The organism is Plantactinospora sp. A48 (assembly GCF_055793945.1).
Genome location: NZ_JBTIXF010000027.1, coordinates 1 through 22,002, shown reverse-complemented (window position 1 = coordinate 22,002; position 22,002 = coordinate 1). Strand labels below are relative to the sequence as shown.

Annotated in this window: 18 protein-coding genes; 13 read left to right on the top strand and 5 right to left on the bottom strand. The window is 70.1% G+C overall.

Going from position 1 to position 22,002, the window contains the following annotated elements; all coding sequences use genetic code 11:
* Nucleotides 1–42: 42 nt before the first annotated feature.
* Complete coding sequence (locus ACXN5W_RS15980; protein WP_473159077.1) at nucleotides 43–771, top strand: tetratricopeptide repeat protein; 729 nt, start codon at nucleotides 43–45, stop codon at nucleotides 769–771.
* Between the two features lie 118 nt (nucleotides 772–889).
* Here ACXN5W_RS15980 and ACXN5W_RS15975 read toward each other — a convergent pair whose 3' ends face one another.
* Entirely contained in the window at nucleotides 890–3,040 is a 2,151-nt protein-coding gene (locus ACXN5W_RS15975; protein WP_473159076.1) for an amylo-alpha-1,6-glucosidase, read from the bottom strand.
* Between the two features lie 215 nt (nucleotides 3,041–3,255).
* Between ACXN5W_RS15975 and ACXN5W_RS15970 the strand changes: the two genes are divergently transcribed.
* The gene (locus ACXN5W_RS15970; protein ID WP_473159075.1) at nucleotides 3,256–4,572 is read left to right on the top strand and encodes a cellulose binding domain-containing protein; all 1,317 of its coding nucleotides are present in this window, start codon (nucleotides 3,256–3,258) and stop codon (nucleotides 4,570–4,572) included.
* A gap of 70 nt (nucleotides 4,573–4,642) precedes the next feature.
* Here the strand turns inward: ACXN5W_RS15970 and ACXN5W_RS15965 are convergent, their stop codons facing one another.
* The 3 genes from ACXN5W_RS15965 to ACXN5W_RS15955 all read right to left on the bottom strand — a co-directional run bounded on the left by ACXN5W_RS15965 (nucleotide 4,643) and on the right by ACXN5W_RS15955 (nucleotide 7,506).
* The gene (locus ACXN5W_RS15965; protein WP_473159074.1) at nucleotides 4,643–5,353 is read right to left on the bottom strand and encodes an NADPH-dependent F420 reductase; all 711 of its coding nucleotides are present in this window, start codon (nucleotides 5,351–5,353) and stop codon (nucleotides 4,643–4,645) included.
* 76 nt (nucleotides 5,354–5,429) lie between these two features.
* A complete protein-coding gene (locus tag ACXN5W_RS15960) occupies nucleotides 5,430–6,464 on the bottom strand; it encodes an LLM class flavin-dependent oxidoreductase (RefSeq protein WP_473159073.1) in 1,035 nt (344 codons plus the stop codon).
* Entirely contained in the window at nucleotides 6,457–7,506 is a 1,050-nt protein-coding gene (locus tag ACXN5W_RS15955; RefSeq protein ID WP_473159072.1) for an LLM class flavin-dependent oxidoreductase, read from the bottom strand. Before ACXN5W_RS15955 ends, ACXN5W_RS15960 begins: the two co-directional genes overlap by 8 nt.
* A 138-nt stretch (nucleotides 7,507–7,644) precedes the next feature.
* On the opposite strand from ACXN5W_RS15955, the gene ACXN5W_RS15950 reads away from it, so the two are divergent.
* Entirely contained in the window at nucleotides 7,645–8,136 is a 492-nt protein-coding gene (locus tag ACXN5W_RS15950) for a MarR family winged helix-turn-helix transcriptional regulator (RefSeq protein WP_473159071.1), read from the top strand.
* A gap of 166 nt (nucleotides 8,137–8,302) precedes the next feature.
* Nucleotides 8,303–8,995, top strand: coding sequence for a type 1 glutamine amidotransferase domain-containing protein (locus ACXN5W_RS15945; RefSeq protein ID WP_473159070.1), 693 nt, complete (start codon nucleotides 8,303–8,305; stop codon nucleotides 8,993–8,995).
* 24 nt (nucleotides 8,996–9,019) lie between these two features.
* Here ACXN5W_RS15945 and ACXN5W_RS15940 read toward each other — a convergent pair whose 3' ends face one another.
* A complete protein-coding gene (locus ACXN5W_RS15940; protein ID WP_473159123.1) occupies nucleotides 9,020–10,138 on the bottom strand; it encodes a LacI family DNA-binding transcriptional regulator in 1,119 nt (372 codons plus the stop codon).
* Between the two features lie 384 nt (nucleotides 10,139–10,522).
* Between ACXN5W_RS15940 and ACXN5W_RS15935 the strand changes: the two genes are divergently transcribed.
* From ACXN5W_RS15935 to ACXN5W_RS15895, 9 genes are all read left to right on the top strand, one after another.
* The gene (locus ACXN5W_RS15935) at nucleotides 10,523–12,583 is read left to right on the top strand and encodes a DUF2264 domain-containing protein (RefSeq protein WP_473159069.1); all 2,061 of its coding nucleotides are present in this window, start codon (nucleotides 10,523–10,525) and stop codon (nucleotides 12,581–12,583) included.
* Nucleotides 12,580–13,881, top strand: coding sequence for an ABC transporter substrate-binding protein (locus tag ACXN5W_RS15930; RefSeq protein WP_473159068.1), 1,302 nt, complete (start codon nucleotides 12,580–12,582; stop codon nucleotides 13,879–13,881). The genes ACXN5W_RS15935 and ACXN5W_RS15930 overlap by 4 nt, the downstream gene beginning before the upstream one ends.
* A complete protein-coding gene (locus tag ACXN5W_RS15925; RefSeq protein ID WP_473159067.1) occupies nucleotides 13,878–14,777 on the top strand; it encodes a carbohydrate ABC transporter permease in 900 nt (299 codons plus the stop codon). The genes ACXN5W_RS15930 and ACXN5W_RS15925 overlap by 4 nt, the downstream gene beginning before the upstream one ends.
* Complete coding sequence (locus tag ACXN5W_RS15920; RefSeq protein WP_473159066.1) at nucleotides 14,774–15,685, top strand: carbohydrate ABC transporter permease; 912 nt, start codon at nucleotides 14,774–14,776, stop codon at nucleotides 15,683–15,685. The genes ACXN5W_RS15925 and ACXN5W_RS15920 overlap by 4 nt, the downstream gene beginning before the upstream one ends.
* 4 nt (nucleotides 15,686–15,689) lie before the next feature.
* A complete protein-coding gene (locus ACXN5W_RS15915) occupies nucleotides 15,690–16,385 on the top strand; it encodes a hypothetical protein (protein WP_473159065.1) in 696 nt (231 codons plus the stop codon).
* A gap of 163 nt (nucleotides 16,386–16,548) precedes the next feature.
* Nucleotides 16,549–17,730, top strand: a complete 1,182-nt coding sequence (locus tag ACXN5W_RS15910) for a glycoside hydrolase family 88 protein (protein ID WP_473159064.1) — start codon at nucleotides 16,549–16,551, stop codon at nucleotides 17,728–17,730.
* Between the two features lie 48 nt (nucleotides 17,731–17,778).
* Nucleotides 17,779–18,603 carry a 5-deoxy-glucuronate isomerase gene (gene iolB / locus ACXN5W_RS15905; RefSeq protein ID WP_473159063.1) on the top strand — a complete coding sequence of 275 codons (825 nt, stop codon included), beginning with the start codon at nucleotides 17,779–17,781 and terminating at the stop codon, nucleotides 18,601–18,603.
* A 145-nt stretch (nucleotides 18,604–18,748) separates the two neighbouring features.
* Nucleotides 18,749–20,209 carry an RICIN domain-containing protein gene (locus ACXN5W_RS15900; protein WP_473159062.1) on the top strand — a complete coding sequence of 487 codons (1,461 nt, stop codon included), beginning with the start codon at nucleotides 18,749–18,751 and terminating at the stop codon, nucleotides 20,207–20,209.
* Nucleotides 20,210–20,602: 393 nt separating this feature from the next.
* Nucleotides 20,603–22,002: non-reducing end alpha-L-arabinofuranosidase family hydrolase (locus ACXN5W_RS15895; RefSeq protein WP_473159061.1), on the top strand; the 1,400-nt coding region annotated here is incomplete at its 3' end.

The window sequence follows — 22,002 nt, the reverse complement described above, 5'->3', positions numbered from 1 at the left end:
GCGCCCGCCCGACGGCGACCGACGGAAGACGAGGAAACACCCGTGAGCTTCAGCGAGGACGTCCGCTCGGCCTTCCGGCGTGGCGAGACCGATGCCGTGGTCCGGATGAGCGAGGCCGAGATCGAGCGGGCCCGGGCGGCCGGCGACCCGGCCGGCGAGGTGGAGGCCCGGTACAGCCTGGCCAGAGTCGCCCTCCGCGGCGGTGACCTGCCCGGCGGAGCGGCCCGAGCCCGGGAGGCCCTCGCGGTCGCGCAGCGCTCCGGTGACCGAAGCCTCGAAGAACGGCCGAGGCACGTGCTGGCCGCCGTGGCGCGGATGTCCGGCGACCTGAGCCGGGCCCGGGTGTTGTACCGGGAGAGTGTCGCCCTCAACGAGGCCCTGAACCGGCCCCGGACGGTCGCCTCCGAGTTGCACAACCTGGCCCTCTGCGAGCTGGGGTTGGGCAACCTCGACACGGCCCGGGGACTGCTCGCCGAGAACCGTGAGCGGGTGTTCCGGAACGCCTGGACCGACTTCTTCCCCTACGTCTGCCTGGCCGGCGCCGCGCTCGCCTCCGCCGAGCGGGACCATGCCCGGGCGGCACTCCTGAGCGGTGTCGCGGCGGCCGCGTTCGCGGCACTCGGCCAGGTGCCGGATCCCGATGACGCGGCCGACCTCACCGCCGTGCGTACCGCCGGGGTGCGGGCGCTCGGCGCGGCGGTCTTCGCCCGGGAGCACGCCCGGGGGGAGCGCCTCGATCCGCTCACGGCGTTCGCCGACGAAGGCCACTGAGGTTCCGCACCGGCTCCTCGACACCGGTACGCCGGCGGCCGGCACCGGACGGTGCCGGGCGGCGTTGACACTGCGGCCCGGCGGCGTCGGCCCGGCGTTCGGGCAGCGCCGCGCTGGGTCAGGTGGGGAATCGTTCCGATCCGGTGGCGTCGACGGTGTGCTGCGTGCCGTGTACGGCGATACCGGTCACCCGGATGCGCCCCAGCGCCTCGGGGATGTGCGGATCGCTGGAGATGGTCCCGTTGTCGGGATTGACCCCGAGCATCGTCCGCAGGAGCAGCAGGGGTGCCCCGCTGGCCCAGGCCTGGGGATTGCAGGCGGTGGGGTAGGGCACGGGCCGCCGGCCGAGTGAGCGGTCGTATCCGGAGAACGCCTCGGGCAGGCGGTACTCGAAGTGGGCGGCCGCTTCGAGCATCGCCATGGCGATGCGGTTCGCGGCCTCCCGGTGGCCGTACCGGGCGAGGCCGGCGGCGATGATCGAGTTGTCGTGTGGCCACACGGTGCCGAGGTGGTAGCCGATGGGGTTGTACCCGATGTCCTCGGTGGACAGGGTCCGGATGCCCCAGCCGGAGAACATCGAGTCGGACATCAACTGCCGGGCCACCACGGCGGCGCGGTCGGGCGGGACGATGCCGCTCCACAGCAGGTGGCCCATGTTCGAGGTCATCGAGTCGATGGGGCGCTTGTCGGCGTCGAGGCCGATCGCGTAGTAGCCGCCGCGGGTGGGCAGCCAGTAGTCCCGGTTGAACCGGTCCCGCAGGTCGGCGGCCTCGGCGCGCAGCCGCCGGGCCAGCGTGGCGTCGGCCCACGGTCCGTCGGCCAGTTCGGCGGCGCGGACCTTCGCGTCGTAGGTGTAGCCCTGGATCTCGCAGGTGGCGACCGGCAGGGTCGGGAGGGTGCCGTCGGCGAACTGCACGCCGTCGGGTGAATCACGCCAGCACTGGTTGCGCAGGCCGGTGGACGAGTGGCTGGCGTACTCGACGTAGCCGTCACCGTCGCGATCGCCGAACTCGTCGATCCAGCGCAGCGCAGCGTCGGCGTTCGGGCGCAACCGCTGGACCAACGCGTCGTCGCCGGTCCATCGCCAGTACTCGGAGAGCAGGATGAGCCACAGCTGGGTGGTGTCGGAAGCGGCGAAACAGGGGCCGTACGGCACGATTCCGAGCTGTGTCAGCTCACCCGAGCGGTGCTCGTGGAGTATCTTTCCGGGTTCCTCGTCGCTGAATTCGTCAACGGTGTTGCCCTGATGGTCGGCGAGCGTGATCAGCGCTCCCCGGGCGACGCCGTGTCCGCAGGCCATGCTCTGGTAGGCGGTGATCAACGTGTCGCGCCCGAAGATGGTCAGGAACCAGGGCATGCCGGCGGCCAGCAGGACGACGGGCTCGCCACGGATCTTCTTGGCTATCCGCATGGACACCAGGTCGGCGGCGGACTTGTGGTACACGTCGCGCAGCAGGTCCGAATCGGTGCTGAGGTGCGGTTTGTTCGCCCGCCACCGCGATGCCGGATCGTCCTCGCCCGGGTCGTGCGGCTCGCCGAAGGTGCGGCTGACCGGTTGGAGGTCCTCACCCTGGCAGTTCAGCAGCACCCGCAGCTCGCAGTGCCAGATCTCGCCCCGGCCCAGACGCAGGTCCCAGACCAGTGTGTCGCCCTCGACCCGGTCGGCAGGTGGTTCGGCCGCCACGGTGGTGACCGCCGACCACCGTGAATTCCGGTAGGAGAAACGCAGGCCGGAGCCGTCCGGCCGGTGAGCCCGTTGGATTTCGGCCAGCCGGCTACGCCCGGCCCGTTTGATCTCGAAGAGATCGGCGAAGTCCGTGTCGGCGGTCAGTCGCAGACGCAGCGAGACCGGCTCGGCGCCGAAGTGCTGCACCGCGATCCGCTCGCACATCCCGTCTCCGACGAACCGTTCCCGCCGGATGCCGATCCGGTTCGCCGGCAGGTCCTCAAGGTCCGGGTTCGCGAGAAAGAACGCCGCCGAGTACGCGTCGACGGTGCTCGAACCGAGCACCAGCGGGGCGTGTTCGTCGATGGTCATCTCCCACCGACTGATATAGCGGGTGTCGTCGTGTACCAGGCCGGCGATGGAGTCCTTCAGCGCGTTGCCGGCCGAATCGGACAACATAAATGTCCGGCCCTCGAATACGCCCACGGCGTCCGGGCCGAGTTCCGGCGGCATCTCCCGATTGGCGCCGCTGTGCGCCTGGTCGGGTCGTTCCGTCGACGAGGAGGTGGGCGGGGAATCCGACGGCACCGACCGAGAACGCATGCCTTCCTCCCGCCGGTTCGAGACCGCCCTGCCGATCCGTTCGCAGTCTAGGACCGGAAAAGTCGCCCTCGCTGCGATATCGAAGGGTCGGCCGGAGGCCCGGGTGTCCCGACAAATCGACAAGCTTCACTTGACGGGGCGGTGCGGTCATGATGAGACTGGCTGTGACAGCGACGACTCCTGTCCCGGCCGCCGCACCCCACCGGAGGACTCTGATGGCACCCGCTCGCTACCGGTCCCGCGTCGTGCTCGCCGGTGCCGTCGGTCTGGCCATGGCCGCCGCGGCCGGCGTGCTGAGCACGACCGCGGCCCAGGCCGCGGCGGGCTGCGGCGTCGACTACACGGTGTCCAGCTCGTGGCCTGGCGGGTTCACCGCGGCGGTCACCATCACCAACCTCGGTGACCCGCTGAACGGTTGGAGGCTGGCCTGGTCATTCGGCGCCGGGCAAACCGTCACGCAGCTGTGGAACGGTTCGGTCACCCAGTCCGGATCGCAGGTCAGCGTCTCCAACGTCGCCTACAACGCCACCATCGCCACCGGGGGCACCGCCTCGTTCGGCTTCAACGGTTCCTGGAACGGCAGCAACCCGAAGCCGGGCAGCTTCACCCTCAACGGCGTCGTCTGCACCGGTTCTGTCGGTGAGTCGCCGCAGCCTTCGTTCTCACCCGGTAACCCGACGACATCGCCGCCGAGCAGCCCCACGCCGCCGCCGAGCAGCCCCACGCCGCCGCCGAGCAGTTCCACGCCGCCCACCGGTCCCACGCCGCCACCCGTCACCTCCGTCGGAGGATCCGGTCCCTACCCGGCGGGCTACGAGACCGTGAGCGGCCTGGCCAACCACACCATCTACCGGCCGGCGAACTTCCCGGCACGGCAACTGCCGATCTTCCTCTGGGGCAACGGGGGATGCTCGGGCAACGGAACCGACTCGTTGCCGTTCCTGCGGGAGATCGCCTCACAGGGCTTCCTGGTGCTCGCCAACGGCCGGCCGGGCGGCGGATCCGGTTCGGAGACCTCGGTGATGCTGACCCAGTCGATGGACTGGGCCGTCGCGGAGAACAGCCGGCAGGGCAGTTACTACTACGGCCGGATCGACACCAGCAAGATCGCCGTGGCCGGCTGGTCCTGTGGCGGCCTGGAGGCGTACGAGGTCTCCAACGACGCCCGCATCACCACGACCATGATCTTCAGCAGTGGGCTGTTGGACGACAACAACGACTACCAGCTGCGGCGGCTGACCAGGCCCATCGCGTACTTCATGGGTGGTCCCAGCGACATCGCGTACCCGAACGGCATGGACGACTGGGGCAAGCTGCCCGCCGGTCTGCCGGCCTTCATGGGCAACCTTCCCGTGGGGCACGGCGGGACGTACACCCAGACCAACGGTGGCGAGTTCGGCCGGGTCGCGGTGCTCTATCTCAAGTGGCGCCTCCTGGGCGACCGCACCGCCGGCCAGAACTTCGTCGGCAGCAACTGCGGCCTGTGCAGCAACACCCAGTGGACCGTCCAGCAGAAGAACCTCACCCTCTGACCGCTGGCCGGCCTGCCTGGCCTGCCCGGCTTGACCTGGCCGGCGTCCGGCTTGGATCGGCCTGGCCCGCCTAGTCGGCGTCGGGCTCGGATCGGGCCGCGGCGATGGTCCGGCCCTGCTCCGACTCCGCGAAGCGGACGAGCATGGCACGCGCCTCGGCGGCGCTCACGTTGGCGCCGAACAACTCGCTGCCCGGCTGTAGCCGTACCCCCTCGGCGAGCGGGCCGGCGACCACCGGATCGAAGCCGAGCGTGTCGACGAGGGAGGAGACCGCGGCGAGATCGGCGGGGTCGTCGCCGGCGATCACGATGGCCTTCCGGCCAGCCGTTCCGGCTGGTCGCGCCTCGTCCTCAAGATCGTGATATCCCATGTGGTTGAACGCCTTGACGACCCGGGCGTCGGACAGGAACGCCTGGACGATCTCGCTCGACGAGGTGTGCGGGTCGGTGAGGTCGTCGCGGATGCCGTCGACCTCCCACCAGTAGTTCATCGCGTCCACGACGAGCTTGCCGCGTAACGCCTCTGCGGGTATCGCGCGGTACCTGCCGAGCGGAAGGGCCAGGATGACGATGTCGGCGCCGGTGACCGCCTCCACCGCCGTGGTGGCCTCCGCCCCGGGGGCGAGCACCTCGACGGTGAGGGCGATCCTCGCCGGGTCACCGGAGCCCGCGACGAGCACCCGGTAACCGGCGGCGATGGCGAGCCGAGCGAGCACCGTGCCCACCTTGCCGGCCCCGAGTACACCGAGGGTCTGTGGCCGGTTCCGGTCGATGTCGTTCATGTCTTCCTTCCGCTGCCGATCCGTGTCCGAGGGAGCCCGATCCGCGTCCGAGGGAGCCCGATCCGCGTCCGAGGGGCTAGGAGCCGGCGAGGATGTCCCGGACCAGGGGGATCACCCGCGTGCCGTACAGCTCCACGGCGCGCGTCCGGGCGCTCACCGGTTGTGCGCCAGCGGTATAGATGAGGTCGAACCGGCCGACCCCGAGGCCGCGGATCGCCTGGGCGATCCGGCGGGCCACGGTCTCCGGGGAACCGATGTAGAGGGAACCGTGCTCCACCTCGGCGTCGAACTCCGCACGGCGGATCGGTGGCCAGCCCCGGAGTGCGCCGATCCGGTCCCGCATGATCCGGTAGTGCGGCCAGTACAGCTCCTTCGCCTCCTCGTCGGCGTCGGCGACGAAGCCCGGGGAGTGCATCCCGACCGGGTGCGCGGTCGTGCCGAGCTGCTCGGCCGCCCTCCGGTAGAGCTCGATGTACGGCGCGAAACGCTCGGGGGCGCCGCCGATGATCGCGAGCATGAGCGGGAGACCGTATCGGGCGGTACGCACCACCGACTGCGGCGAGCCGCCGACCCCCACCCAGGTGGTGAGGCGTCCCGACTCGGTCTTCGGGTAGACGTCGGCGTTCTCGAGCGGGGCACGTACGCTGCCGTGCCAGCTGACCGGCTTCTCGTCCAGCAGCTTCACGAACAGCTCGATCTTCTCCTCGAACAGCGCGTCGTAGTTCCGCAGGTCGTAGCCGAACAGCGGGAAGGACTCGGTGAACGAGCCGCGACCGAGGATCACCTCGGCCCGGCCCCGCGACAGCGCGTCGACCGTCGCGAACCGCTGGAACACCCGGACCGGGTCGTCCGAACTCAGCACGGTCACCCCGGAGGAGAGCCGGATCCGTTCGGTACGGGCGGCGATCCCGGCCAGCACGGTCTCCGGGCTGGAGATCGAGTACTCCGGCCGGTGGTGCTCGCCGAGGGCGATGACATCGACGCCGAGCTGATCCGCCAGCACCGCCTCGTCGACGACCTGCCGGATCGCCTCGGCGTGCGAAACGGGCCGGCCGGCGTCGTCCTCCGGTACGTCGCCGAAGGTGTCGAGGCCGAACACGAGATCAGACATTTGTGGGCTCCTTCGCCAGCAGCTCCCGGACCCGTGGCGCGACCTCGCGGCCAAGCAGTTCGATGGTGCGCGAGCGCGCCTCGCGGGGCAGGTGCATGATGTCGTACTTTAGGTCGAATCGGCTCAGCCGGAGGTCGCGGGCGACGGTGGCGATCTTCCGCGCGACCGTGTCGGGTGATCCGACGAACAGCGCACCGGACCTGATCTCGGCCTCGTAGCGGGCCCGGTCCGGCCGGTAGAAGCCGCGTTCCTCGGCGAGCCGCATCACGACCGGCTGCCAGTATCGCCACCAGGTCTCCACCGCCTCCTCGTCGGTGTCGGCGACAAGGCCGAGCGAATGCTGGCCAACCGGCTGCTGGGGCTGCCCGAACTGTTCGAGTCCCCGGGTGTGGAGGTCGACGTGGCCGGCGAACCGCTGGGGGCGCCCGCCGATGATCGCGAGCATGAGCGGCAGCCCGTGCTGGGCGGCGCGGATCACCGAGTTCGGGCTCCCGCCGACGCCGATCCACGTCGGGATGCCACCGGGCCGCATCCGTGGATGCAGCCGCTGCGCGACCAGCGGACTGCGGGTGGTGCCGGACCAGGTGACCGATTCCTCCCGCTGAAGCCGCAGGAAGAGGTCCAGTTTCTCCTCGAACAACCGCTCGTAGTCGGCCAGGTCGTAGCCGAACAGCGGAAACGACTCGGTCGCCGACGCGCGCCCGAGAACCAGTTGGGCGCGACCCCCCGACACGGCGTCGAGGGTGGCGAACTCGTGGTAGAGCCGTACCGGATCGTTCGTGCTGAGCACCGTGACCGAGGTGCCCAGGCGGATCCGTTCGGTGGCCGTCGCGACCGCCGCGAGCAGCACGGGTGTCGCCGAGTCGTTGTAGCCCTCCCGGTAGTGCTCGCCCACGCTGAACACGTCGAGTCCGACCGACTCGGCGAGCCGGGCCTCGTCCACCAGCAGCCGCAGGGTCTCCGCGTCGCTCAGGATCCGGTCGCCGTCGGTGGCCACCTCCCCGAACGAGTTGAGCCCCAACTCGAAGCCCTCGGACGTCATCTTCTGTCTCCTCCTCCGATCGTTCCGGCGCCTGTCCCGGGCTGATCTCCCGGGCTGGCCTCCCGCGCCGGAATCGCCGGCCGCTGTTGACGTGTCAACCATGCTAGCCTGCTAATTGATGCGTCAACTGGGGGCGTTATGACGAAGGCCATAGCTGGCCGGCCGGGTGGGCGTCGGCTGCCGACCGAGGCCGAACTGCGGATCTGGCGGGATTTCATCGAGACGACGGAGGCGCTCAGCTCCCGGCTCACGGCCCGGCTCCTGGCCGAGTCCTCGCTGTCGCCGGGGGACTACGTCGTGCTGCTCGCGCTCAGCGAGGCGCGGGACCGGCAGCTGCGCTCGTCCGAGCTCGCGGCGCACATCGGCTGGCAACGGAGCCGGCTCTCCCACCACCTGGGCCGGATGGAACGGCGCGGACTGATCAGTCGCCAGGAGTGCGCGACCGTTCCCCGGGGGGCTGAGGTGATCCTCACGCCGGCCGGAGCGGAGGCGTTCCGGCGGTCCACCTTTCCGCACCTGCGCGCCATCCGCGAGCTTTTCGTCGACGCGCTCACGCCGGACCAGCTCGACGCCGCACGGGAGATCGTGGCGGCGCTGCGGGCGCACCTCGACACCCGGCCGGAGAGCTGATCGCGGGCCGGTGGACGCCGCCGCACGGCCGTGCGGGCCCTCCCGGATCACGCCGACGGAAGCCGGGCCAGCGCAACCGAACGGCATCCCCTGTCCGATTGCGGGCGATATCGTGTGGTTGTTCGACCAGTCGATCTCGGCCGATCACCAGGAGCGGGGGACGGAGATGACCAGGGTTCTGATGGTGTTGACCTCGCACGACCAGCTGGGCGACACCGGACGCAAGACGGGCTTCTGGCTTGAGGAGCTGGCCGCGCCGTACTACCGGTTCAAGGACGCCGGCTGGGATGTCACGCTGGCCTCGCCCAAGGGCGGGCACCCGCCGGTCGACCCGAAGAGCAACGAACCGACCTTCCAGACGGACCTGACCCGCCGGTTCGAGGCCGACGCCGACGCGGCGGCCCAACTGGCCGCGACGGCGCGGTTGGACGCGGTCTCCGTCGACGATTTCGACACGGTCTTCTACCCGGGCGGCCACGGCCCGATGTGGGACCTGGCCGAGGATCCGGTGTCGATCAAGGTGATCGAACGGACCGTGGCGGCGGGTAAGCCCCTCGTCATGGTGTGCCACGCGCCGGGCGCGGCGCGGCACGCCAAACGGTCGGACGGAACTCCGGTGGTGGCCGGCCGGCGGGTCACCGGGTTCACCGACGGCGAGGAGGAGGCCATGGGCCTGACGAAGGTCGTGCCCTTCCTCGTCGAGGACGAACTCGTCGACAAGGGCGCCGACTACTCGAAGGTCGGCAACTTCGAGCCGTACGTGGTGACCGACGGGCTGCTCATCACCGGGCAGAACCCGGCGTCCTCGGGCCCGGCGGCGGACGAGCTGATCTCGCTGGTCGAGCAGCGCGGGTCGTAGGACGGTGCGGCGCGAGCGGACCGGTCAGCCGGCGGGGTTCAGCGGTGGCGCGGACGAAGCCCGTACCCGTAGCGACGGGCTGATCACCACGCGGTGCGTTGGTCGATCGGGATCGGCCATGCGGTCGGCGACGAGCCGCACCGCGGCCCGGCCGATGGACCGACGTGGCGGACGGACAGCGGTCAGTGGCGGGCTGAGCAGCCCCGCGACCTCGTCGTCGTAGGCGACGATGGACAGGTCACCCGGCACGGTGAGCCGGCGGTCCTCGCAGCGTTGCAACAGCGCGATCGCCTCGGAGTCGGCATGCACGAGCAACGCGGTGGTGTTGGTCGCGAAGCACCGGTCGAGAACGGCATCGAGCGCCGCACCGTAATCGGGTGACCCGGCGTCCGGAACGGCGGCGTCGACCATCCGGGTCGGGTCGAGGCCGCATTCGGTGGTGGCCTCGACCCAGCCCCGATGGACGTGCGGACCGGTCGGGCTGTTCGCCGCGAGCACCACGCCGACCTTGTGGTGACCGAGGGCGACCAGGTGTCGGACGGCCATCGCGGCACCCAGCGCGTGGTCGGTCACCACGGACTCCAGGACGGCGTGGTGGGGGCCGACCGTCGCGGTGCGTTCGAGGAGGACGACCGGGATGCCGCTGCCGGCCAGCCAGGCGATGGTCTCCTCGGTCGTGGGGGCGTCCAGTCGGGGCGCGACGATCAGCGCGTCGGCACCGAGGGGGTCGACCAGCCGGCGTAGCTGCGGCCGGTCGTCCTCGGTCCGGTACGACGAGCCGCGCAGGACCACCCGCAGGCCGAGTTCCCGCGCGGCCTCCTCGGCGCCCTGGGCCACGGCGGGCCAGTAGTAGTCCAACGACGGCACCAGCATGCCGATCGAGCCACCACCGGTGCCGGGCATGCCGTCCTCGACGGACGTACCCTCCCCGGTCGCCGGGCCGGAAAGGTCGGGAAGCGCCACCCCGCCATGGACGCGGCGCACCAGTCCTTCGGCGGCGAGCTGGGCGATGTCGCGGCGGATCGTCACGGCCGCGGCGCCCAGGGTGTCGCTGAGGTCGGAGATGCGCAGCACGCCGTCGCGATGCAGCGCCTCCAGCAGCCGGTTCCGGCGCGCGACCTGCAGGGGTCCGCGCCTGTCCATCGTGCTCACCGCTGCTCCTCGGTCGTGGGTGGAGGGGTCGATCGGCTCGCGGGTCCAGCGTTGCCGCATTGTGAGCGATTGCGATCGTATCAGATCGATTGAGTCGGTCGAATATCGCCGAGGCGGCCGTCGCCGGCCGGTGGCCGGCCGGGACCGCCGCTGCCCGGCACCGCCTCAAGGCGTACCCAGCCACGCGGATGTCCTGGTGGGGGGCCGTACGCGGTCGCGGGTGATCCGGTACCGATCGTTCGGGAGCACTTCCGTTCGATTGAAGCATTGACATGAACGGTCGTGAGCGTTTTACTTCCCAGAAATGCGGCGTTCATGGCCGACCTGTTTCCGACCCGACCCGCCGCGGGAGCCAGATCGCACCGAAGAGGGAACGTGGCAGAGCATCGCCCAGGTATCGACGACGGGTCGCCGCACGACGAGTGGACCCGTGCGGACTGGCTGCGCCTCGCCGACCGGATGCTCGACTCCGTACGGGCGTACGCCTCCGCGGGCCATGCCCGGATCAGCCTGCCCGGTGGCGACGGGGGCTACGGCGGGGCGGTCGACGGTCTGGAGGGCTTCGCCCGTACCTTCCTGCTCGCCGGGTTCCGGATCGCCGGCGAGCGCGGCGTCGGACTGGACGATCTCGCCGACTGGTACGCCCGCGGCCTGGTGACCGGGACCGATCCGGCGTCACCGGAGCGCTGGGTGCGGCTCGACGAGCACCCGCAGGCCAAGGTGGAGGCCGCGTCCATCGCCCTGGTCCTGGACCTGACCCGGCCGTGGATCTGGGACCGGCTTTCCGGGCCGGCGCAGGAGCGGATCGTGGACTACCTGTCGCCGGCCGTCGGCGACCCGACGTATCCCCGGATCAACTGGGTGTGGTTCCGCCTGGTCGTCCAGACCTTCCTGCGCTCGGTCGGCGGGCCGTGGTCACCGGACGAGATGGCCGAGGACCTGGCGACCCACGACACGTTCCGCCGGGCCGACGGCTGGTTCTCCGACGGACCCGAGCGCGCCTACGACCACTACGCGGGATGGGCCCTGCACCTCTACCCCATCCTGTGGGCACGGATGACGGGCGCGGCCGACCTCGCTGCCGGCCGCCGGGCCCGGGACGTCGCCGCGCTCGACCGGTTCCTCCAGGACGCGGTGACGCTGATCGGCGCCGACGGCTCGCCGCTGCTCCAGGGCCGTAGCCTGATCTACCGGTTCGCCGCGGCGGCGCCGTTCTGGGCTGGCGTGTTCGCGGAGGTGCCGTCGCTGACGCCGGGCCAGCTACGGTACGCGGCACAGTGCGTGGTGCGGCACTTCGCCGAGCGTGGCGCTCCGGACGAACGAGGGCTGCTGACCATGGGCTGGCACGCGGCCTGGCCACGCCTGGCCCAGGCGTACTCCGGGCCAGGCTCGCCCTACTGGGCCAGCAAGGGACTGCTCGGCATCGCGCTGCCCGCCGACCACCCGGTGTGGACGGCGCCGCCACGACCGCTCCCGGTGCGCAGCGGGGACGTCCTGCGCGCCGTCCGGGCACCCGGCTGGGTGGTCTCCGGCACCCGGTCCGACGGCATCGTCCGGGTGGTCAACCATGGTACGGACCATGCCGTCGAAGGGTCCCGGCTCGCCGACTCCCCGCTGTACGCCCGGCTGGGTTACTCGACCGCGACCGCTCCGGTGCTCACCGAGAGCGGCTGGACCGCACCGGTGGACCAGTCTGTCGTCCTGGTCGACGGCACCGGGCGGTGTACCCACCGGACCGGCCTGCGGACGCTGGCGGTGGACGTCGCCGATGGCGGAACCGACCGCGTCGGAGTGGCCGGCTCGGTCACTGACGCCCACTGGGTGGACGTGGACCCCGGCCAGCGCGACCATGGCGGCGCCCGCGCCGGGCGGGCCCAGCCGGCCGGCCGGTTGACGGTGTTCTCGCTGGTCCGACGCGCGTGGGAGCTCCGGCTCGTTCGGGTGGACCGGCTCGCCGAGGGGGTCGACCCGGCCGGGACGCGGCTCCGGGTGGGCGGCTGGGCGGTCGCCGGGCACGGCGGCGTCGTCGCGCTGTCGCCCGGATCGGCGGCGGTGACCGGCAATGGTCTCGTGTCCCGACTCACCGAAGCACCGGGTGGGGGCGACGAGGTCCGACCCGGCGATCCCGGCCTGCTCGTCCACCAGGGCGGCGGGCCGCTCGGCCGGCCGGTCCGGGTCCCGTGGCTGGACCGGCCGGTGACGGTCGGCGCCTGGATCGCCACGTTCGTCGAGCTGTCCGCCGACGACCAACCGGCCCACCGACCGACAGGTGCCGCCGTGCTCACCACCACGGACCGGCTCAACGTCCGGGTCGACTGGCCCGACGGGGTCCGGACCGAGACCAGCATCGATCCCTTCCTGCCACCGGAACCGGCCGAAACGCTCGACGGCGGCCCCGGCCCGATGTCCACCACACCTCCCAAGGAGTACGGATGAAGCGCTCGATAACGGCGATGCTGAGCCTCGCCACCGCCGTGTCGCTGGGGCTCGCCGGATGCGGCGGCGACGATTCGGATTCGGCGGCCACCGGTCCGGTGACCCTCACCATGGCGGGCTGGACCCTGTCCGCCACACCCGAGTTCCGGGTCCTGGCCGACGGCTTCCACGCCGCGCACCCCGACGTGACGGTGGAGCTGAAGGAGTACGACGCCAGCAACTACGACACGCAGATGATCGCCGACCTGGCCGCGAAGAAGGCACCCGACATCTACGTGCAGAAGAACCTGCGGAACTTCTACACCTACCAGTCCGGCAAGCAGTTGCTCGACGTGTCCGAGGTGGCCGAGCAGCTCGGCGGCAAGGCCGAGGGCATCGAGAACTACCGGATCGACGGCAAGGTCTGGGCCATCCCGTACCGGCAGGACTCCTGGGTGCTCTACTACAACCGGGCGCTGTTCGACAAGGCACACGTCGCGTACCCCGACGGTTCGTGGACCTGGGACGACTACGCGAACGCGGCCAAGAAACTGACCACCGGGCTGAAGGGTGCCAGCTCGACCGCCGTCGGTAGCTACCAGCACACCTGGCAGTCGACGGTCCAGGGTTTCGCCCTCGCCCAGACGCCGGGCGCGAAGCTGGACAGCGGCGACTTCGGCTACCTGAAGCCGTACTACCGCCGCGCGCTGGACCTGCAGGATGCGGGTGCGCAGCCGACGTACGGCACGGCCACCACGAACAAGCTCACCTACCAGGCCGAGTTCGGCAAGCAGCAGGTGGCGATGATGCCGATGGGCACCTGGTACATCGCGACCCTGCTCAAGCAGCAGGCCACCGGCGACGCCGACAAATTCCAGTGGGGAATCGCCCCCGCGCCGCAGTTCGACTCGAGCACGACCGGCCGGACCAAGCGGCCGGTGACCTTCGGTGACCCGACCGGCCTGGGCATCAACCCGGCCATCGGCAACCGGAAGGCGGCGGCGGCGAAGGAGTTCCTCGCCTACGCCGCCGGCGAGCAGGGCGCGAAGGCCCTGGCGACGATCGGCATCACCCCGGCCGACACGGCGGCGGTGAGCGAGGAGATCTTCCGCGTCAAGGGCATGCCCACCGACGAGCTTTCCAAGTTCAGCTTCGCCAGCCACGACACCAGGCCGGAGAACCCGGTGTCGAAGCACACGGCGGCGCTGCAGAACCTGCTCAACGACGCGCACTCGGCGGTGATGTCCGGTACCAAGGACGTCGACGCCGCCATCAGCGGTGCGCAGGACCGGGCCAGGAACGAGGCCCTCACGTCATGATCCGGCTCAGCCGACGCCGACGGGCCGGACCGGCCTGGCGCAACACCCTGGCGGGATGGTCGTTCATCCTGCCGAGTTTCCTCGGCTTCGCGGTCTTCACGCTGCTGCCGGTCGCGACGCTGTTCTACTTCGCGTTCACCGACTGGAACGTCTTCGGCGTCGCCGAGTGGGTCGGTGCGGACAACTTCACCCGGATGCTCCACGACGACAGCTTCTGGACCGCGCTGACGAACACGGTCTGGTACACCGCCTTCCACATCCCGCTCACCATGGGGGCGGCGCTGGCGCTGGCGGTGCTGCTCAACCGGAAACTGCGTGGGGTGGCGTTCTTCCGTACCGTCGCGTTCTTCCCGTACATCGCCTCGATCGTGGCGATCGCCCAGGTGTGGAACATGCTGTTCAGCCCCGACTACGGCCCGATCAACGCCCTGCTGAGGCTCGTCGGCGTCGATCACCCGCCCGGCTGGACGGCGTCCTCGGACTGGTCCATGCCGGCGGTCGTCATCGTCGGCACCTGGCGGGAGATGGGCTACTACATGCTCATCTTCCTCGCCGGACTGCAGACCATCCCGACCCAGCTGTACGAGGCCGCGCGGCTGGACGGCGCGAACGCCTGGCACCGGCTCCGGTTCGTGACCATGCCCTCGTTACGGCCGACAACGTTCTTTGTGCTGGTCATGCTGACCATCGGCAGCTTCAAGGTGTTCGACCTGATCCTGTTGCTGACCAACGGCGGACCCGGCCAGTCGACGCTGGTGCTGTCCCAGTACATCTACCAGAAGGGCTTCCAGGAGAACCAGTTCGGCTACGCCTCGGCCGTCTCCGTGGTGCTGTTCGCCATCTGCTTTCTGATCACCGTGGCCCAGTTCGCCGTGAACAAGCGGAGGGCGTCATGAGCCTCACACTGGATTCCGCCGACGGAGCGCCCGCCCCCGTCGCGACGCTCCCGGAACCACCGGCCGGAACGCCGGGCCGGCGCGGCGGCGTGACCGGCCTCCGGCGGGCGCTGGGCTACCTGGCGCTGATCCTCGTCGGCGCGGTCCTGCTGGTGCCGTTCCTCTGGATGGTCCTGTCGTCGCTCAAGACGAACAACGAGGTCTTCACGATCCCGATCACCTGGCTGCCCGACACCTTCGTGTGGCGCAACTACCTCGACATCTGGCAGCGGTCGGACATGACGACCTGGCTGGGCAACACGCTGCTGCTGTCGGTCGCCGTCACCGCGTTGCAGGTGCTCACCGGCAGCTTCGCCGCGTACGGCTTCGCCAAGGTCCGTTTTCCCGGCCGGGACGCGCTGTTCCTGGCATATCTCGGGACGATCGCGGTGCCGTGGCAGTCGTACATGGTGCCGCAGTTCGTTCTCATGTCGAAGCTCCACCTCGCCGACACCCGGTGGTCGATCATCGCGTTGCAGGCGTTCAGCGCGGTGGGCGTGTTCCTGATGAAGCAGTACTACGAGACGATTCCCGAGGAGCTCAGCGAGGCCGCCCGGCTGGACGGGCTGAGCGAGTACGGCATCTACCGCCGGATCATGCTGCCGCTGTCCGTACCGGCCCTGGCCAGCCTCACCCTGCTCACCTTCGTCACCACCTGGAACGACTACCTCGGCCCGCTGATCTACCTGCGCAGCCCCGACCTGCGGACCATCCAGCTCGGCCTGTCCACCTTCATCTCGCAGTACAACGCCGAGTACGCGCTGATCATGACCGGCTCGGTGCTGTCGGTGCTGCCCGTCGCGGTGATCTTCCTGCTCGGCCAGCGGCACTTCGTCGAGGGTGTGGCCAGCACCGGACTGAAGGGCTGAGTACATGCGCATGAGATCCGAGACCATCGGCGCGTTCTTCGACACCGTCCACCTGGCGCTGGTCACGAACCTGCTCCTGGCGGCCTCCTCGCTGCCCCTGGTGGTGGGCCTGTTCACCACCGATGTCCAGCGATCCTGGCCGATCCTCGCGGTGTGCGCGCCGCTGTGCGCGCCGGGACTGTGCGCCACGTACGCGGTGTTCGCCGCGTACCAGGAGGGTCGCCGCACCTCGGTCACCGGTACCTTCTGCCGGGCCTGGCGGGCGTCCCTGCGACCCGCTGTCCGGCTCGGCGCCGCTGCCACGGCGGCGCTCGTCGTGCTCGGTGTCGACGCCCGTGCCGCCTGGGGCCACCCGGTCGGCGCGGTCGCCATCCCGATCCTCGCCACCGCCGGGTTGCTGATCGTCTCGACCACGATGCTGGCCCTGGTGGCGACCGCGCTGAGGCCGGCGGCTTCCCTCCGCCGTACGGTCCGCGCCTGCCTCTACCTGGCCGTCCGACACTGGCCGCTCACCGCGCTGTCGCTGCTGGTGCTCGCCCTGCTCCAGACGCTGGTGGTGAGCCGTCCGGCGATCGCGTTGGGTCTGGCCGCCGCGCCGATGCTCTACGTCGTGTGGGCCAACAGCCGGTTCGCGCTCCGGGCGGTGCTGGAACCGACCGCGCCCGGCCCGTCGACGTCGGTGGGTGCCATGTCCGGATGACTTCGCCGGGCGGACGCCCCGCCGGGTCGGCCCATCGACTCCACCCCGCCACTCGGGCCAGCCACCGGCTCCACGGCCCGGATGTACCGAGCCGGGCCAGCCACCGGGTCCGCGGCCCGGATGTCCCGAGCCGGGCCAGCCACGGAACAAGGAGACACCGCACATGACGGCGATCGACGTGCCATCCGGTCCTGATGCCGAGGACACCGACCGGGCGGTGAGCGCCGCGTTGGACACCATCGCGGCCAACATGGCCGAGTTCGGCGACCGGTATCCGGGCGACACAACCGTGCGCAACCGGTACCGCCTGCGACCCGCGGCGGACGGGTGGCCGGCCGGCACCAACCGGGGCTGGACCACCAGCTTCTGGCCGGGCATGGTGTGGCTCGCCTTCGACCTGACCGGCGACGAGGTCTTCCACCGGGCCGCCAGCGCGCATGTCCGCAGCTTCGCCGAACGGATCGAACGCCGTATCGACCTCGACACCCACGACCTCGGTTTCCTCTACACCCTTGCCTGCCTCGTACCCTGGCGGCACAGCGGGGACCAGACCGCCGGCCGGACCGCGCTGGCGGCGGCGGACCACCTCATGTCCCGGGTGCTCGAACCCGCCGGCATCATCCAGGCGTGGGGCGACCTGGACGACCCGCGTCAGCGTGGCCGCACCATCATCGACAGCCTGATGAACACGCCGCTGCTGTTCTGGGCCAGCCGGACCAGCGGCGACCCGCGCTACGCGGACGCCGCCATCCGGCACGCCGGGCAGCTGCGCGACCGCATGATCCGCCCGGACGACACCACCTTCCACACCTTCTACTGGGACCCGGTCACCGGCGAGCCGCTGCGCGGCGAGACCGAGCAGGGCCGGGCCGACGACTCGTGCTGGGCCCGTGGTCAGGCCTGGGGCATCTACGGTTTCGCGCTCAACCACCGGCACACCGGCGACCCTTCGCTGCTGGCGGCCGCGCGACGCTGTGCCGACCATTTTCTCGGCTGCCTGCCAGCGGACCAGGTCGTCTACTGGGATCTGGAGTTCGGCGACGGCAGCGGCGAGGAACGGGACAGTTCCGCGGCGGCCATCGCCGCGAGTGGTCTGCTCGAACTGGCCGAGGCGTGCGGCGGCCCCGAGGGGGAGCGGTACCGGACCGCCGCCGGCCGCATCCTCGGCTCGCTGATCGACGGCTACTCGACGGCGGGCGACCCGGGATCGAACGCGCTCATCCTGCACGGCGTCTACGACAAGCCCAAGGGCGTCGGCGTCGACGAGGGCACCCTGTGGGGCGACTACTTCTACCTGGAAGCCCTCACCCGTACGGTCCGCCCGGGCTGGATCAGCCCCTGGTAGCCGCCGTTGCAGTCAAGCCATCAGCGACGAGGAGGAGACAGAGACAAGATGGACTACCGCTTCCACTGCTACATCCCGGCCGAGCCGGGCCACAACGCCCTGCCGGTCAACCCCTGCCGGCTGCTCGACTTCGGCCTCCTGAGGTTGGAGGCCGGTCAGTCGTGGTCCGGCGAGTCGGCCGACCGGGAGATCCTCGCCGTCATCCTCGGTGGTACCGCCACCTTCACCATCGATGACCACAAGTTCACCGATGTCGGCGGTCGGCCCAACGTCTTCGCCGGCCGACCACACTCGGTCTATGTCCCCGCCGGCGCCACGGTCACGGTCGAGGCGTTGACGGCCGTGGAGATCGCGCTGCCGAGCGCTCCGAGCGACCTCGCCGTCGAGCCGTACGTCATCGAACCCGCGAGGGTCGCTGCCGGCCGGTGGGGCGCGGCCAACTTCTCCCGGAACTACCACCAGATCCTCACCGAGATCGCCCAGCCCGACCTGCCCGCGCAACGGCTCATCGTCGGCGAGACGTTCACCCCGTCCGGCAACTGGAGCACCTACCCGCCGCACCGGCACAAGATCGACAACCTGCCGGCCGAGGCGGCGCACGAGGAGCTCTACTACTTCCGGATCAATCCCAGCGACGGCTTCGGCATCTGCCGGATGTACACCGACGAGGGCTACGAGGAGAACTTCACCGCGCGCGACCACGGCATGCAGCTGATGCCGGAGGGCTACCACACGGTCGTCAGCGCGCCCGGTTACACCACCTACTACCTGTGGGCACTCGCCGGGGGGCAGCGCACCCAGGGCGCCCACGAGGACACCGACCTCGCCTGGGTCGGACGAACCGTACCCATGCTGCGTGACCTCGGGCACTGAGCGCACCGACCGTGGACGCACCTGGGACAGGACACCGGGGCACGACGTGGCGCCCGGCTGGCGGTGCGGCGGCCACGGGGCGCGGAGACGCCCCGGCCGCCGGCGGAACCGAAAGTTCAGCAGCATCAACCGGAAAGGGGTCTCGATGAGACCAACAAGTCGTGTCCCGGCCGGTGGCCTACGCCGACTGGGCGGAGCGTTGACCGCGCTCCTGGTCACCCTCGTCGCGGGCGTGGTCACCGTCGGTGCGAGCCCGGCGCAGGCGGCGGCCACCAGTCAGTTCCGCGGGATCAACTGGGCCGACCAGCGGGACAACTTCGTCAACGGAACGCTCTATGTGTCCGGGCTCAGCGCCTCCGACACGTACTCGTCGGCCGCGACCGTGGCGGACCGGGTGATCGGTCAGATGTACTCGCTCACCGGCGCCAACACGGTCCGGATGCCGGTCAACGAGCCGACCGTGGCCAACTACTGGAACACCTACACCGGGGCCATCGACACCGCGCTGACCAAGGGCAACGTGTTCCTGGCGTACTGGGCCTACACGGGCGGCCGGCCGCCGAACACCAGCGCCTTCTACCAGATGTGGGACAAGATCGTCGCGAAGTACGCCGGCAATCCCAACGCCTACTTCGAGGTCATCAACGAGCCGGCCGGCTACAGCACCACCGACCTGGCCAACATGTACAACGACTGGCTGAACCGGTACCCGAGCGTGCCGCGTGAGCGGGTCATCCTCGACGGGTCCGGCCTCGCCCAGAGCGCCGCGCCGGTCGGCCGGGACTCCCGGCTGGACGGAACCCTGATCGCCATCCACGACTACTCGTTCTTCGCGGGCTACGAGGACGAGACGTCCTGGGCGAACCACCTCAACGGCTACATCGGGGCGTACGCCAGCCGCACGGTCGTCACCGAGTGGGGCGGCCCGATGACCCGGGGAAGCAAGAACGGGGTCACCTACGACCCGATCGACTACAGCATCCCGAGCGGGTCGTTCTTCGCCGACTACATCCGGGGGGTGAGCAGCCAGCTGCGCAGCCTGGGAATCGGCAGCGTCTACTGGCCCGGGCTGCGGGACGGTGACTGGTACAGCATGACCAACAAGACCGGAAGCGGGGCGAGCATCCAGCTCACGCTGCCGAACGCCTCGGGGCTGAGCCGGTTGCAGTACGCCTGGGGGATCGGCACCGGCGGTGGCACGTACACGTCGATCCGCAACGCGGCCACCAGCCGGTACGTCGACGGCCTTGGTAGCAGCAGCAACGGCTCGAACGTCGCCCAGGGCAGCAACCCGGGCAGTTCGAACGAGCAGTGGGTGATCGAGAACTACGGCACCTACGTGCGGATCAAGAACCGCGCCACCGGGCTCTACCTGGACGGCATGGGCCGTACCGCCAACGGTTCGGCGGTGGGCCAGTACGCGAGTTCGAGCAGCAACAACCAGCAGTGGACGGTCCTGACCGACGCCAACAACGTACGGATCAAGAACCGCGCCACCGGCCTCTTCCTGGACGGGGCCGGCAACAGCAGCAACGGCGCCGCCCTGGTCCAGTACGGCGACACCAACAGCATCAACCAGCAGTGGAAGATCGTCGCCGCTGGCTGAGCGACACCGGCCGGCCCGGCGGACCGCCCTTCCGCGATGGCGGGGCGGTTCGCCGGGCCATGGTGTCCATCGATCCCCGACGATTGAGGCTGCCGTCCCGGCGCCGTCCCGGCGACTGCCAGGCACGACGCCGTCCGGGCGCTGCCCACCGTTGGTCGAGGCCGAACATTACGTCTTGACGTACGGCATGTTATCGCTCACAGTCGATGGTCAAGGACGACGATGTTTGTGACTCATCGGGCAGACCTGCCACGTTGGGTCTGGAATCAGGCGTGCTCCAGGACCCGCGCGCATCCTGTTAGCGCTAACAGGTGTCGTGCGGTGTCCGGTCATGCGCGGCGGTGTGCCCACCTTCGGGTAGCCCGCTCGGCTCTCGGTCAACGAAGGAGGATCATGTCCGCCCTTGATAGGTCTCCATCGATCGCACCGCCACGGCGGCGTAAATGGGTGCCCCGGGTCGTCGTCGCAGGCGTGACGGCGCTGGCGGTTGGCGGTATCGGCGCCGCGGTGGTCTCCTCGCCCGCCGCCGCCGCGACGGTGGACACGAGCGCGTGGTACGTGTTGCTCAACCGCAACAGCGGCAAGGCCCTCGACGTCAACGGTGCGTCCACCGCCGACGGCGCCACGCTCATCCAGTGGACCCGCAGCAACGCCAACAACCAGCAGTTCCAGTTCGTGGACTCCGGCGGCGGCTACTACCGGCTGCGCGCGCGGCACTCCAGCAAGGTCGCCGACGTCAACGGCAGGTCCACCGCCGACGGCGCCGCCGTGATCCAGTGGTCCGACAACGGCGGCACCAACCAGCAGTTCCGGCTGGCCGACTCCGACAGCGGCTACGTCAAGCTGATCAACCGCAACAGCAACAAGGCGGTGGAGGTGCAGGGCGCCTCGACCGCCGACGGCGCCGCCGTGGTGCAGCGGACCGACAGCAGTGGTAGCAACCAGCAGTGGCAGCTCGTCCGCGTCGACGGCGGGGGCACCCCGACCACGCCGCCGACCACCCCGCCGGGTGGTTGCAGCCTGCCGTCGTCGTACCGGTGGTCCTCCACGGGTCCGCTGGCGAACCCGAAGTCGGGTTGGGTGTCGTTGAAGGACTTCACCAACGTGGTCTACAACGGCAAGCACATCGTCTACGCCACCACGCACGACTTCGGGTCGTCGTGGGGGTCGATGGCGTTCAGCCCGTTCACCAACTGGTCGGACATGGCCTCGGCCACCCAGACCGGGATGTCCCAGGGCACCGTGGCACCGACGCTGTTCTACTTCGCCCCGAAGAACATCTGGGTGCTCGCGTACCAGTGGGGTCCGTCGCCGTTCATGTACAAGACCTCCAGCGACCCCACCAACCCCAACGGCTGGTCCGCGGCGCAGACCCTGTTCACCGGCAGCCTCTCCGGGGCCGCTCCGATCGACCAGACGGTGATCGGTGACGACCAGAACATGTACCTGTTCTTCGCCGGCGACAACGGCAAGATCTACCGGGCCAGCATGCCGATCGGCAACTTCCCGGGCAACTTCGGCTCCAACTACACCACGATCATGAGCGACACCCAGGCCAACCTGTTCGAAGGGGTTCAGGTCTACAAGATCGCGGGCCAGAGCCAGTACCTCATGCTGGTCGAGTCGATGGGCGCGCAGGGCCGCTACTTCCGGTCCTTCACCGCCAGCAGCCTGGGTGGCACCTGGACCCCGAACGCCGCCAGCGAGAGCAACCCGTTCGCCGGCAAGGCCAACAGCGGGGCCACCTGGACCAACGACATCAGCCACGGTGACCTGGTCCGCAACAACCCCGA

Bases quoted from the DNA above. Each gene is read 5' to 3' on its own strand.
- ACXN5W_RS15940 (WP_473159123.1), bottom strand. From the start codon at position 10,138: ATGGACAGGCGCGGACCCCTGCAGGTCGCGCGCCGGAACCGGCTGCTG.
- ACXN5W_RS15925 (WP_473159067.1), top strand. From the start codon at position 13,878: ATGATCCGGCTCAGCCGACGCCGACGGGCCGGACCGGCCTGGCGCAAC.
- ACXN5W_RS15915 (WP_473159065.1), top strand. From the start codon at position 15,690: ATGCGCATGAGATCCGAGACCATCGGCGCGTTCTTCGACACCGTCCAC.
- ACXN5W_RS15975 (WP_473159076.1), bottom strand. From the start codon at position 3,040: ATGCGTTCTCGGTCGGTGCCGTCGGATTCCCCGCCCACCTCCTCGTCG.
- ACXN5W_RS15930 (WP_473159068.1), top strand. From the start codon at position 12,580: ATGAAGCGCTCGATAACGGCGATGCTGAGCCTCGCCACCGCCGTGTCG.
- ACXN5W_RS15955 (WP_473159072.1), bottom strand. From the start codon at position 7,506: ATGACGTCCGAGGGCTTCGAGTTGGGGCTCAACTCGTTCGGGGAGGTG.
- ACXN5W_RS15970 (WP_473159075.1), top strand. From the start codon at position 3,256: ATGGCACCCGCTCGCTACCGGTCCCGCGTCGTGCTCGCCGGTGCCGTC.
- ACXN5W_RS15920 (WP_473159066.1), top strand. From the start codon at position 14,774: ATGAGCCTCACACTGGATTCCGCCGACGGAGCGCCCGCCCCCGTCGCG.
- ACXN5W_RS15950 (WP_473159071.1), top strand. From the start codon at position 7,645: ATGACGAAGGCCATAGCTGGCCGGCCGGGTGGGCGTCGGCTGCCGACC.
- iolB (WP_473159063.1), top strand. From the start codon at position 17,779: ATGGACTACCGCTTCCACTGCTACATCCCGGCCGAGCCGGGCCACAAC.
- ACXN5W_RS15900 (WP_473159062.1), top strand. From the start codon at position 18,749: ATGAGACCAACAAGTCGTGTCCCGGCCGGTGGCCTACGCCGACTGGGC.
- ACXN5W_RS15945 (WP_473159070.1), top strand. From the start codon at position 8,303: ATGACCAGGGTTCTGATGGTGTTGACCTCGCACGACCAGCTGGGCGAC.
- ACXN5W_RS15965 (WP_473159074.1), bottom strand. From the start codon at position 5,353: ATGAACGACATCGACCGGAACCGGCCACAGACCCTCGGTGTACTCGGG.
- ACXN5W_RS15910 (WP_473159064.1), top strand. From the start codon at position 16,549: ATGACGGCGATCGACGTGCCATCCGGTCCTGATGCCGAGGACACCGAC.
- ACXN5W_RS15960 (WP_473159073.1), bottom strand. From the start codon at position 6,464: ATGTCTGATCTCGTGTTCGGCCTCGACACCTTCGGCGACGTACCGGAG.